This is a genomic window from Segetibacter koreensis DSM 18137 (assembly GCF_000374045.1).
In the GTDB taxonomy this organism is placed as follows: Bacteria; Bacteroidota; Bacteroidia; order Chitinophagales; family Chitinophagaceae; genus Segetibacter; species Segetibacter koreensis.
This window is the reverse complement of the sequence record NZ_KB893314.1, coordinates 351,505-364,760: the sequence shown is the minus strand read 5'-3', so window position 1 is coordinate 364,760 and position 13,256 is coordinate 351,505. Positions and strand designations below refer to the sequence as shown.

General features: G+C 36.8%; 12 protein-coding genes. 8 read left to right on the top strand and 4 right to left on the bottom strand.

Annotation, left to right across the window (positions count from 1 at the left end):
- Positions 1-83: 83 nt before the first annotated feature.
- A complete protein-coding gene (radC, locus tag B154_RS0101640; RefSeq protein ID WP_018611322.1) occupies positions 84-773 on the bottom strand; it encodes a RadC family protein in 690 nt (229 codons plus the stop codon).
- Between the two features lie 76 nt (positions 774-849).
- On the opposite strand from radC, the gene B154_RS0101635 reads away from it, so the two are divergent.
- The 5 genes from B154_RS0101635 (at position 850) to B154_RS0101615 (ending at position 4,554) form a co-directional block, all read left to right on the top strand.
- Positions 850-1,815: a ribose-phosphate pyrophosphokinase gene (locus B154_RS0101635; protein WP_018611321.1), complete on the top strand. Its 966-nt coding sequence runs from the start codon at positions 850-852 to the stop codon at positions 1,813-1,815.
- 26 nt (positions 1,816-1,841) lie between these two features.
- On the top strand, positions 1,842-2,423 hold the full coding sequence (locus tag B154_RS0101630) for a 50S ribosomal protein L25 (RefSeq protein WP_018611320.1): 582 nt from the start codon (positions 1,842-1,844) through the stop codon (positions 2,421-2,423).
- A 119-nt stretch (positions 2,424-2,542) separates the two neighbouring features.
- Positions 2,543-3,118: an aminoacyl-tRNA hydrolase gene (gene pth / locus B154_RS0101625; RefSeq protein WP_018611319.1), complete on the top strand. Its 576-nt coding sequence runs from the start codon at positions 2,543-2,545 to the stop codon at positions 3,116-3,118.
- A 113-nt stretch (positions 3,119-3,231) separates the two neighbouring features.
- Positions 3,232-3,843 carry a fumarylacetoacetate hydrolase family protein gene (locus tag B154_RS0101620; RefSeq protein WP_018611318.1) on the top strand — a complete coding sequence of 204 codons (612 nt, stop codon included), beginning with the start codon at positions 3,232-3,234 and terminating at the stop codon, positions 3,841-3,843.
- A gap of 306 nt (positions 3,844-4,149) precedes the next feature.
- A complete protein-coding gene (locus B154_RS0101615) occupies positions 4,150-4,554 on the top strand; it encodes a response regulator (protein ID WP_018611317.1) in 405 nt (134 codons plus the stop codon).
- Positions 4,555-4,738: 184 nt separating this feature from the next.
- On the opposite strand, the gene B154_RS0101610 is transcribed toward B154_RS0101615, so the two are convergent.
- The 3 genes from B154_RS0101610 to B154_RS0101600 form a co-directional block, all read right to left on the bottom strand.
- Positions 4,739-5,437, bottom strand: a complete 699-nt coding sequence (locus B154_RS0101610; protein WP_018611316.1) for a hypothetical protein — start codon at positions 5,435-5,437, stop codon at positions 4,739-4,741.
- Positions 5,438-5,616: 179 nt separating this feature from the next.
- Positions 5,617-6,393, bottom strand: coding sequence for a slipin family protein (locus B154_RS0101605; protein WP_018611315.1), 777 nt, complete (start codon positions 6,391-6,393; stop codon positions 5,617-5,619).
- Positions 6,394-6,446: 53 nt separating this feature from the next.
- A complete protein-coding gene (locus B154_RS0101600) occupies positions 6,447-7,733 on the bottom strand; it encodes an NfeD family protein (protein WP_018611314.1) in 1,287 nt (428 codons plus the stop codon).
- 562 nt (positions 7,734-8,295) lie between these two features.
- Between B154_RS0101600 and B154_RS0101595 the strand changes: the two genes are divergently transcribed.
- The 3 genes from B154_RS0101595 to uxaC all read left to right on the top strand — a co-directional run bounded on the left by B154_RS0101595 (position 8,296) and on the right by uxaC (position 13,193).
- A complete protein-coding gene (locus B154_RS0101595; protein WP_018611313.1) occupies positions 8,296-10,296 on the top strand; it encodes a hypothetical protein in 2,001 nt (666 codons plus the stop codon).
- Positions 10,297-10,527: 231 nt separating this feature from the next.
- Complete coding sequence (locus tag B154_RS0101590) at positions 10,528-11,658, top strand: cysteine desulfurase family protein (RefSeq protein WP_018611312.1); 1,131 nt, start codon at positions 10,528-10,530, stop codon at positions 11,656-11,658.
- A gap of 92 nt (positions 11,659-11,750) precedes the next feature.
- Positions 11,751-13,193, top strand: coding sequence for a glucuronate isomerase (uxaC, locus tag B154_RS0101585; protein ID WP_018611311.1), 1,443 nt, complete (start codon positions 11,751-11,753; stop codon positions 13,191-13,193).
- The last annotated feature ends 63 nt before the right edge of the window (positions 13,194-13,256 follow it).

The following is a 13,256-nucleotide window of genomic DNA, read 5'->3' as shown; positions in this document are numbered from 1 at the left end:
TAAAAGCGGCAAAAGTATATTTTATATTGCTTCAAACTATGTTAGTGGAAATTTTGTAGATGCCACATCTTTTGTGCAGGTTATTACAGAATTCCTTCATCAGCAAAACTAAAATATCCTTCTTCACTTACTATTATGTGGTCAAGTACTTTTATATCAAAATATGCTGAGGCTTCTTTTATTTTATTAGTTAGCTCCTGGTCTTGCCGGCTTGGTTTCAGGTTTCCACTGGGATGGTTGTGGCATAGTACTATGCTTACGGCGTCATGCTCAAGGGCCTTTTTTAAAATAATTCTTGGGTCTGCTACTGTGCCGGTTATGCCACCTTCACTTATAATCTCATAATGATTGATCTTGTTTGCCCTGTTTAAAAATACAACAGCGAAAACTTCATGTTTTTTATACTGTAGTTGTGCTTTTAAATAATTTGCAATGTCTTTGCTCGATAAGATTACTTCCTTTTTGTTGTCTGCCATACTTCGTCTTACACCTAACTCAAGTGCTGCTGCAATAGTGATGGCCTTTGCGGGCCCTAATCCTTTTATTTTTAGTTTAACCATGTCTTTAACAGATAATTTTGAAAGTCGGAGAAGGTTGTTCTCAACCGCAGTCAGTAATTCTTTGGCGAGGTCGACTGCACTTTTTTCTACTGATCCGTTATTTATAAGTATTGCAAGCAGTTCAGAGTTGCTTAAGCTTTCTGCTCCTTTCAGCGCAAGTTTTTCTCTTGGTCTGTCATCAATAGCCCAATTTTTTATGCTCTGTTTGTTCATGATGAAAATTAATAGTGGCTGAAATTAAAACTTCTATTGCTAATCTCTATCTTCGCGGCACATTTCTTTAGCGGCTATGAATCCTTCTATAAAAATTTTCTCAGGCACAGGCACTCACAGCGTTTCAAAAAAGATTGCAGAAAGGTTTGGAGCTCCTTTAGGTAAGATTAATATTCAGAAATTCAGCGATGGGGAAATTCAGACTGTATACATGGAAAGCATACGTGGCGATTATGTCTTTCTCATCCAGAGTACAAATTCTCCTTCTGATAACCTGATGGAGTTGTTGCTGATGATTGATGCAGCTCGTCGCGCAAGTGCTTATAAAATAGTGGTTGTAATGCCTTATTACGGCTATGCAAGGCAAGACCGTAAAGATAAACCTCGTGTAGCTATTGGCTCGAAATTAATAGCCAATCTACTGGTTGCTGCCGGTGCTGACCGTATCATTACTATGGATCTTCATGCTCCACAAATACAGGGATATTTCGATATACCCGTGGATCACCTCGACAGCTCTGCTATTTTTATTCCATATATAGAAAAACTTAAACTTCAAAACCTTACCTTTGCGTCCCCTGACGTGGGAAGTACCAATCGTGTGCGTGAAATCGCCAGCTATTTTAACAGTGAAATGGTTATTTGTGATAAGCATCGTAAAAGGGCAAACGAGATTGCGAGCATGGTGGTAATAGGCGATGTAACAGGAAGAGATATTATTCTTATAGATGATATTTGTGATACGGGAGGTACACTTGCCAAAGCTGCTAACTTGCTTATTCAAAAGGGAGCAACGAGTGTGAGAGCCTTATGTACACATCCTGTACTAAGTGGAAAAGCCTACGAAAATATTGAAAACAGTGAGCTGGAAGAATTAGTGGTTTGTGATACAATTCCCCTAAAGCAAGAGAGTCGCAAAATAAAATGTCTCTCAGTTTCTGATCTCTTTGCTATTGCAATACGCAATGCTTACGAAAACAGAAGTATTACCAGTTTATTTATTCATTCGCAATTAAAAGCCAAACGAGAAGAAAGGCAATAGCATTTATTTAAAACAATCATATAAAAATGAAAACAATTACAATCGAAGGACAACTGAGGACCGAAATGGGCAAAAAAGCCACCCGCCAGCTTCGCTCTCAGGAATTAGTGCCAGGTGTAATTTACGGGGGTGCGCAGGAAATCAATTTTGTTGCTCCTGCAAAGGCTTTCAAGCCTATCGTTTACACCGCAGAATTTTTACAGACCCAAATAGCAATTGACGGTCAAAACTACGTTTGCATCTTAAAAGATCTTCAATTTGATAAAGTATCAGATGAGCTTTTACATGTAGATTTCTTAGAACTTGTTGGCGACAAAAAGGTAGTTGCAACACTTCCCTTACATCTTACAGGTACTCCTGTAGGCGTTAAAGCAGGTGGTAAGCTGGTAGTAAAAATGAAATCTTTGAAAGTAAAAGCTTTACCAAAAGACCTGAGAGAAGCTATTTACTTCGATATTTCAAACCTTGACCTTAACGGAAACATAAGGGTAGAGGATGTTAAAGTAGAAAATATGGAGATTTTAAACAGTCCCCGTATTCCTATTGCTTCTGTTGTTATGACCCGCCAGTTGAAGCAGGAGGAGTCAAAAGATGAAAAGAAAAAATAATTAACTTTTTTTATTTTATTAACCCGGCCACAAGTAGGCCGGGTTTTTTTTGTGCTGAAATACAGGTTGTTAGAGAGCAATTATGTATATTATACATACTTTCAATCCTATTTTTGCTTATGAGTAAATTTTTGATTGTTGGTTTGGGAAATATTGGAAGTGAATATGCACATACCCGTCATAATATTGGTTTTGACGTACTTGAAGCTTTTGTTTTTAAACACAATGCATTTTTCAAGACTGAAAGGCTTGCGGAAGTTGCGGAAGTAAAATGGAAGGGAAAAATATTGGTTTGTATAAAACCAACCACTTATATGAATCTTAGCGGCAGGGCTTTTAAATTATATCTTGATAAGGAAAAAATAGATATAAATAATACCCTTACTATTGTAGATGATTTGGCTTTGCCACTCACAAGAATCCGTTTGCGGGGTGGCGGTAGCGATGCTGGTCACAACGGTCTTAAAGATATACAGGCAATTTTAGGAACAGACAAATATCCTAAACTTCGCTTTGGTATTGGAAACAATTATCCAAAGGGCAGGCAGGTAGATTTCGTATTAGGCCATTGGAATAAAGAAGAGCTTCCCATAGTGAAGTTGAAAATTGAAAAATGCCTTGAAACTATAGAGAACTTTGCGTTTATAGGATTGGAGAGAACAATGAACCTTGTAAATAACTGGGAGGTTGCATAATATTTTAAAAATCAGACGTTATATAATGGTGTAAAAAATAATATTAGTTAAAAGGCTCTATTCTTGCAGTCTTTTTTTGCGATTATTTCGTCATAATTGAAGAAAGATAACTTATGAAAATTTTTTGTGTTGGCCGAAATTACCTAGAACATGCCAGGGAGCTTGGAAATGAGGTTCCAGATGAACCTGTAATTTTCATGAAGCCTAAAAGTGCTTTATTGCAATCTCATACTCCTTTTTATTACCCCGAGTTTTCTAACGAGCTGAATTATGAAGCTGAGCTTGTACTTCGTGTTAGCAAAAATGGCAAGTACATCGGTGAAAGGCAGGCGTCGAAATATTATAACGGCATTACGGTAGGCATTGACTTTACAGCCCGAGATATACAAGCAGAACTTAAGAAAAAAGGCCTGCCTTGGGAAAAGGCCAAAGCGTGGGACAATTCCGCTGTCATTGGTACGTGGAAAGACGTAACACCTGAGGTATTAAAAAGACCGGTTAACTTTTCCTTGCTTAAAAATGGCGAAAAGGTGCAAGCAGGTGTAACAACGGAGATGATTTTCACCTTCGATGAAATAGTATCACATATTTCCAATTACTTTTCTTTAAACATTGGAGACCTCATTTATACAGGCACCCCTGCAGGAGTAGGTGAATGCGTAGTTGGAGATGTTTTGGAAGGATTTTTTGAGCAGGAAAGAGTGTTTGAGCTGGAAATAAAATAGCTGGTCGAAGCATCTTTAATGATTATAAAATTTGATGTATGTTTAAAACTAAACGCCCATAACATCTGTCTCGAAAGACTTTTGTTTCGATAGGCAGTTGAAAGAATTTTGAGTTCCTGTTAAGTCACTTACATGTACCGCACCTCTTAAACTTTCTATCGAACTACAATACGTATTATGAATTTTTTTTAAACTTCTATTTGCATATCTGAAGTAAATAATTTAACTTTCTTTATTGAAAGATAAAGTGTTGTGAAAAATAACTTTTATCTTTTTAAAGCTGAATATTAAATTCAATTTTACTTTATGAAAAAGCCACTTGATATTCTTTTAATAGAGGATGATATGGATGATATTGACTTGCTAAAAGATGCGTTCGAAGATAATAAAGTGCCATATCACATGGAGGTCATTATGGATGGTGATAAAGTATCTGGTTACCTTGAAAGTGTTGAAACTTTACCTGAAATTATAGTCATGGATCTTAACCTTCCAAAAATTGATGGTAAAGAGATTCTCCTTGAATTAAAATCTTCTTTTTATCTCACCGACATTCCTATTATTGTTTTAACTACTTCATCATCCAGAGAAGATATAGATTATTGCAACAACATGGGTATCCGAAAATTTATAACCAAACCTGCCAGTATAGATGGTTGGAATTCTACCATTCATTCGATAATAAATGTTGCAAAAAATTTCCCCAGTTAATATTTCAAGAAAAACAATAAATAAATTCAATTCTTATTTTCTGCATTCTTCTTAGGGCGGCCTATTATAACACCTTTCGTGTTAGGCTAGTTTCTGCTTCTAGTTAAATTGCTCACCCTGAAAGCAGAATAAAGACTATGATCTTTCTCTATAAATAACAAGTTCTCGTCTTACATCAAAAAAATTATTTGCTTTTTAAAAGCCATCTAAAACCTACTCCTATATTTCCTAAAGTAGTATTACTTAATGATGAAGAAATATTAAAGCCATTATTGTGTGTCTTAGTTTCTTTAGGTAAGGGGTAATTTGTTACAGCGGTGGTATGTTGGTAACTTGCTGATAAAATATTAGTTAGAAGTGCATCAAATAACAACCTCCGGTTTATTTTATAACTAAGGCCAGGCGCCATAGCTGCAGTTATGGAATACACTTTTGCTTTTGTCATAGCCTTAGTCATAAAATCAGATTGTTTGCCGTAACTATACAGGCCTGTTGCACTTGCTTGTATAGTAAAAAAGAAGTTGTTACCTAACGAAATAAAACGCTGCGAAAAAATATTTATTCCTTCAGAGTGCGCAATATTCTTAAAGCTATTTCCATTATTGGGTTCTTCTTCTTTAATTATATAATTGTTGTAATTGTAGACTAACCCTATTCCACGTAATGTTGTTGAATTAATAAATTTGGCTATTGAAGGGTTTATTCCGATGCCAGTGCCTGAGTTATGGTAAACGCTTCGGTTATCAAAAGCCTGCGTAGAGTTACCGGAATTGGTCGAAAATGAAAAATTACCTCCAATTAATTTCTGGCCTTTTATAAATTGTGCATCGCCTAAGCAGGGAATAAGATAACAGAAGAATAAAAGGATAAAAATTCTTTTCATATATGTGCGTGTTTTTCTTTAAAAGACCTGTTATTAGATTAGCGCTGTGGGTAGTTTTTATTATATAACTTTTACTTTCTTAAAAGCATTGAAATAAAGATGAAGGAAGTTAGTAATGATAATAAAACATAATCATTTTTTATTTGCGATGTGAAGAGAAAAATAAATGAATATATTAACTATTCTATCGATTTCTTTTCAGGATTCTGTAAAAAGGGTTTGAGTAAATCAATTGGAACAGGAAAAATAGTTGTTGAGTTTTTTTCTGTAGCAATTTCGCGGAGGGTCTGAAGATATCTTAATGTTAATGCACTTGGTTGCCCACCTAAAATTTCTGCCGCATCTGCTAATCGCTGTGACGCCTGGAATTCACCTTCGGCCGCAATAACCTTACTGCGACGTTCGCGTTCTGCTTCTGCCTGCTTCGCCATGGCTCGCTGCATTTCCTGGGGCAGGTCTATTTGCTTTACTTCTACGTTAGATACTTTTACTCCCCAGGGTTCTGTATTTGAATCTATAATTTGCTGCAACCTGTGATTTATTTTGTCTCGCTGCGAAAGCAGGTCATCCAATTCTGACTGTCCTAAAACACTTCGTAGAGTGGTTTGTGACAGCTGCGACGTAGCCATAAGATAATTTTCTACTTCCACAATAGCTTTCTCAGGTTGAATTACACGGAAATACACTACTGCATTTACTTTTATAGACACATTGTCCTGTGTTATAACGTCTTGAGGGGGTACATCCATTACTACGGTGCGCAAGCTTACTTTTACCATTTTATCTATCATCGGAATCAGTAAAATAAGGCCAGGACCACTTACGCCGCCGTGCACTAATCGTCCGAGTCTAAAAATAACACCGCGTTCGTACTCACGTAAAATGCGAACTGCATTTGCAAGTATAATGACAACCACAAAAATGATCACTAAAAGAAAAACCGGAACTTGCTGCATATTATTATTTTAAAATGTAATCTCTTAATTGTTCGTTGCTTTTATAGTGGCAATCAACCAACTTTTGGCTCTGCTTCCACGTATAGCTTTAGGTCTTTTATTCCTGTCACGCGAACTTTCTCACCTTCACTTATCACCCCTGAGACAGACTCTGCATTCCACACCTCACCATGTACACGTACTGTTCCGGTAACATTAAGAGTACCAAGCGTTTCCCCGACTGCCCCCATCATGCCTTCAATACCGGTAACAGGTTTTGACCGCTGAGCTCTCAATCCGATTCCTATTACAAATAAGAAAAAAAGTATTGTTACGATGGTAGATGAAATGATAACGCTGTGCGAAATACGGGCAAACTCAAGTGTTGAATTGGTACGAATGAGCATCATAGAACCGATCAGCAGTGAAACAGATCCGCCAATGGCCAGCATTCCGTGACTCATTACTTTAATCTCTAACAAAAACAGAATAATTGCAAAAATTATCAAAGCGAGTGCTGCATAATTCACAGGTAAAGTATGCATGGAATAAAAGGCAAGTATCAAACTTATAACACCAATAATACCAGGTAAAATAGCCCCGGGATTATACAGCTCAAAGAGGATTCCAAAAAAGCCCAGCATCATTAAAAGGTAAGCAATATTCGGATCGCTAACAATATTTAATATTTTTTCGACTGCTCCCATTTCTATTGGTATGACTTGGGCATTATTTGTATGCAGTATTTTTGTCCCCGAAGCAAGTTCTATCTGTTTGCCATCAATAAGCTTTAGCAAGTCACGTTCATCATTAGCAATCAGATCAATTACTTTTTTATCCAGTGCCTCCTTTTCTGTTATCGAAACGCTTCTACGTACCGCTTCCTCTGCCCATTGTAAATTTCGTTTTCTTTTTTCTGCAATCGTTCTGATAAAAGCTGCAGCATCGTTTGTTGCTTTTTGGCTCATAATCGTGTCTGGAGAACCTTGTAAGTCTACTGGATGTGCAGCCCCTATATTCGTTCCGGGAGCCATAGCAGCAACGTTAGCAGCCAGGGTGACAAAAACACCTGCAGAGCCTGCCTGCGCACCGCCGGGTGAGACATAAACAACTACAGGCACTGTCGATTCAAGAATATCACCGACAATAACACGTGTAGATTTCAACAGACCGCCCGGTGTATTGAGATGAATGATAATGCATTCCGCTTTTTTATTTTCTGCGCTTTCAATAGAGGTATGAATAAAATCAGCCGAAGCAGGATTGATGGTTCCATTAATTTTTATAGAAACAACAGTTTGGGCTGCAAGCAAGGCCGGCATCAGAAGGAGAAAGATGAAATATCCACAAGTTTCCTTCATATATTTTTCTTAATAGCTATAAGCTTTGGCAACAGTAGAAGTATGCTGATGTAATATACGAAATTCATTTGTAATTATATATACCGATAGTTCTTTTGATCTATAAAGGAATCTGTGAGGTATCTTCGCCTTTTTTAGTTTTTCTCAAATGTTAGGATGAGCAAAAAACGCACATTTTATTATGCTTAATAATTAACTTAAGGAAATCTTGGCACAGTTCTTCCATTGTGCGGTAAAGGGTTAGGTTCCGGCAAATTGCAAGGTCAATTGAAAAATTATAAATGCTTGAGAAAACATTATGAACTGTTACTGTCTAATACATATAATGAATTTTTATGCATTCTGTGATGCTGCTGGCGTACCTTTATCCTTCTAACGTCTCAGCAAAGCCTTTTTTTCGGTTTAAAAGCTCATAGTTGTATGAAGTACAGCAGGAGGCTTACGGTGTTGGCATATGAAAAATGAATAAAAGATAAGATTTGGTAGGTTTTAAGTAAATATTAGAAAAAATATTACTTCTATTGTATATATTGTTTTGTAAAATGTATAGTTTATTTTTTGTATGAGTACTAATAAGAAAATTTTTCTCTCTATTATATTTTTAGTGTTAATACCCTGTAAAGTAATTTTTGCCCAGGATGTGCAGAGTAGTGATACCGCAGTACAAACTCAGTTAGATATAGAATATGATTCAGTTTTAGCAAAAGCGGCATCATCGCTTACATCTTCAGCATTTGAGGAGTCTATCAATTATTACAAAAAGGCAGGTGAATTAAAGCCGGGCGAGACCTACCCATATAAGATGATCAAATATGTGGAGGCCTTAGCGGAAAAGCAAAAACATGCAGATGATTTAAAACGAAAAGCACAAATAAAAAGTGACTTGATTAAGGCAAACCAGGCAATAGTTAGTAAAAACTGGGATAGTGCTAAAATTTACTTTAATGAAGTTCTTGCTCTGCATCCGGAAAAACCTGACGAGGATTTTGCTAGGTCAAAAGTTGCAGCAATTGACTTGGAGTTACAAAGAATAGCTTCGCGCACTCCCGTAAAAGAGGTGCCAAAACCGGTTATCGTACCGAAAAACAAACGTGAGGCAAGAGCACTCAGAAAGTTAGCAGAAAGAAATGCCATTCTTGCATCGGCAGCCAATAAAGCGATATCACAGAAACAAATAGTAACAAAACCTGATTCTGCAATATTACCTTCTGATCAAAAGAACAAAAACGCCGTTACTTCAGTCGGGGCAAGTACTTCTGCTGCTCCAGCTAAGAATAAAATAAACTACCAGCTTCTTAATCACTTTAATGAAGATTTCAAAGATGCTAAAGACATTAATTGGACAATGACATCAGAATTCGCCAAAGTCAATTTTTTACAATATGATGAAAAAGTTGAAGCATTTTATGATCTTGACGGAGGTTTAATTGGAACCACTCGTTTTATAACAATTGACCAAATTCCAAGGGAGGCAAGAAGAATTTTTGCAACGAAATACGCTAATTATAATATTAAAGAAGTAATTCGTTATGAAGGAGCAGAGGACGTAGCATACTACATTCACGCAGAAGATGACAAAGAAAAACTTATTTTTAAGTTATCAGGATCGAGAGATATATCTTTATTTTCAAGGGAGTCCGTAGCAAAAGGTGCACAGCCGCCTGTAGCCACCAAAACAATGCCTGAAAAAAAAATAGATACTCCGCTACCAGAGACCAAAGTGGCCGGTACTATGGATTCTCCTAAAACCAATATAACACAGGCTACACCAATACAAACACCTGCCCAGGCAAAAATTGAAGCAATGGCTGCTACCTCGACTAATAATCCAGATCCAAAATCAACACAAGTACAGCCTTCAAGTCAAGCAAATACTTTGCCCCCAGGTAGCAAAACTCAACCGAAGCCGACCGAGCCTCCATTGGCAACTAAAACTGGAACACTTTCCGCTGCCGCAAAAGAAATACCACAAGCAGCATCAATAGCTAAAGGCGCTGTAATTCCTGCATTACCTTCTGGTAAAGAAAACCAGTTTAAACCTACAGGAGCAACATTTTCAAATAAAGTTATTGCACCACCTCAAAACAAAGCAATAGAGCAAAACCAGGTACAAAATCAAGAATCAATATTACCCAATCACAATATTCCTGCGCCTTCAGTTCAGGAAACACCGCCTGAAACCATAGAAGGCCACTCTCTCAAGTTATACGATAGCAGTGATTATGTAAAAATGATTTGCCAGGATATTAGCTTTATAGGATCAAATGCTTACATTAAGGTATTGATTCAAAACTACAGCCCGACCATAGAGTTTTTGACGGACACGCTTCATGTTTCTATTAAAAAAAATAACGGCACTATAAAAAAACTTGATCAACGTTTTGTCTCAAATTTCCCGGTTATAAAACCATTGGATGAATCAGTCCTGGTATCTCTTGCCGATGCAGCGGTGAATGTAGAACCGGATGATATTTTTATTATAGAAATGAAAGATAAGATGAGAAGAACAAAGCTTACTGTTCAGGTGCCCTGGAGGTTATATACTCAATCAAAAGCGTTTTAAACGGGTATAATTATTCAAAATTTATATAGCTTTCTTTAAAACCTAAATAAATTTCCGAATCGTTTTTCTTCTATTTATATCAATATGATTTTTTAAGCTAAAGAAGCTGGCCTACGGGGTTTGCAAACATCCTATTTTTAAAGAAACCGATTTAGGACTGAAGGCCAAAGAGTCGGAGACAAAATGTATTACTTTGCCTTTTCTAAGTAAAAAATAACAATTTAAGAAATAATGCACGAGCGTATTTATATGGATAATGCAGCTACTACTGCCCTCGATCCGCAGGTGCTTGAGGCAATGATGCCTTATCTCACTTCTTATTATGGTAATCCGTCTTCTATTTATAGTTATGGCCGCGAGAGTCGCCTTGCTATCGAAAATGCACGTAAATCAGTAGCTAAAATACTAAATGCTCATCCTGCTGAAATCTTTTTTACCAGCGGTGGCACCGAAAGCAGCAATATGGCTATAACGGCCTCTGTTAGAGATCTTGGATGTAAAAATATTATTTCGTCTGAGATTGAGCATCATGCTACTCTGCATACGATTGAATCTTTGAGTCAATCAGGACAAGCAACCGTGAGCTATGTAAAACTTCATTCAAATGGAGACATAGATATGCAACATCTTAAGCAGTTATTAGAAGAAAGTAAAGAGAAATCTCTGGTTACTTTGATGCATGCCAATAACGAAACAGGAAATATGATTGACCTGCAAAGCACAGGAGAACTGATTAAAAAGTATGGAGCGATATTTCACAGTGACACGGTGCAGACAGTCGGTCACTTTCCGTTTGACCTGAGAAAGACTCCTGTTGATTTCATTACAGGTGCGGGACATAAATTTCACGGTCCGAAAGGAGTGGGTATATTGTATATAAATGAAAACATAAAAATTAAACCTTTTCTGTATGGAGGAAGCCAGGAGAGAAATATGCGCGCCGGAACAGAAAACCTATATGGTATAGTTGGATTTGCCAAAGCGCTTGAGATTGCGACAACTAATTATGATGCAGACAGTAATTACATAAAGGGCATTAAACTGTATGCGATGGAAAAGTTGCAACACAATATAAAGGGTGTAAGCTTCAATGGAAATCCTTTAGGTAATTCTTTATATACTGTATTAAGTGTTAATTTTCCTAAGACTGACAAAAGTGAAATGATTCTTTTAAATATGGATATACATAACATTTGCGTTAGCGGAGGAAGTGCATGCAGCAGTGGAGCCGATGTTGGCAGTCATGTTATGCGTGCCATTAACAACAACCCTGACCTTGTCACAGTTCGTTTTTCATTCAGTAAGTATAACACAAAAGAAGAAGTTGATATCGTTGTTGAAAAATTAAAAGAAATGATATGAAATAGTAGGCTTTGAATGGTAGTTTTACAAAAAGTATAAGGAAGCATTAAATACTTTTTTTAAAACAATTAATAACGTTTAAAGCTTTTCATATGAAAAAATTCATTGACGAAAACTTTTTGTTGAATAATAAAACTGCTGAGCGCCTTTACCATGATTTTGCCAAAGAGATGCCCATTATAGATTATCATTGTCACCTTCCTCCGGCACAAATTGCGGCAGATTTAAAATTTGCAAATCTTACTCAAATATGGCTGTATGGGGACCATTATAAATGGAGGGCAATGCGGACAAATGGTGTTGATGAAAGTTACTGCACTGGCGATAAACCGGATTATGAAAAGTTTGCTAAGTGGGCGGAAACGGTGCCTTACACTTTACGAAATCCTTTGTACCAGTGGACACATTTGGAGTTGCAGCGCTATTTTAACGTGAGCGAAATATTAAATGAAAAGTCTGCAAAAAGAATTTATGAAGAATGTACCGCAAAATTACAAACTCAGGAATTTTCGGTTAGAAATCTTCTTCGTAAAATGAATGTGACACTTGTTTGTACCACCGATGATCCTGCGGATAATTTAGAGTTTCATCAGCAATTAAAATCCGATGGGTTTGAAATTCCTGTTCTTCCTGCTTTCAGGCCAGATAATGCAATGAACGTTGATAATCACACCATTTTCAATAATTATCTTCAACGATTGGAAAGCGCGGCAAACATCTCCATCGATTCTTTCACCAGTTATCTTGATGCTTTAAAAGCAAGACACGATTTTTTTGCCTCTAACGGGTGCAGCGTCTCTGATCATGGCCTGGAAGAGATGTATGCAGAAGAATACGATGATATAGAAATTGAAGCAATATTTAATACAATCCGGTCAGGTAAAGAATTAACAGAACTGGAAAAACGAAAGTTTAAATCTGCAATGCTTATTCAGTTTGCCGAGTGGGATAATGAGAAGGGATGGGTGCAGCAATATCATCTCGGAGCTTTAAGAAATAATAACATTCGTAAATTTAGTGAATTAGGGCCTGATACCGGTTGGGATTCTATAGGAGACTTTTCTCATGGTAAATCGCTTTCAAAGTTTTTTAGCACGCTTGACAGCAACAATCATCTTACAAAGACAATTCTTTATAACCTTAACCCCGCAAATAATGAATTGATGGCCACTATGGTTGGCAACTTTAATGATGGATCCGTCGCAGGAAAGATTCAGTGGGGTTCGGCATGGTGGTTTCTCGATCAGAAAGACGGAATGGTGAAGCAGATAAATGCATTATCAAACATGGGCCTTTTAAGTCGTTTTGTTGGTATGCTTACCGACAGCAGGAGTTTTCTTTCATTTCCAAGACACGAATATTTCCGCAGAATTTTATGTAATCTTTTTGGAGAAGAAATTGAAAACGGCGAATTGCCCGATGATATTGAGTGGGTAGGTAAGGTTATTCAGGACATCTGTTTTAACAACGCAAAAAATTATTTTAATTGGCAACAAATTGATAAAACAGCAAAAGTGGGGGAAAAAGTTTTTTAAACTTATCTTCACTTTTTATCCAAATCAGATTCTTAAAACGAATTTGTTTATTTTAATTAATAA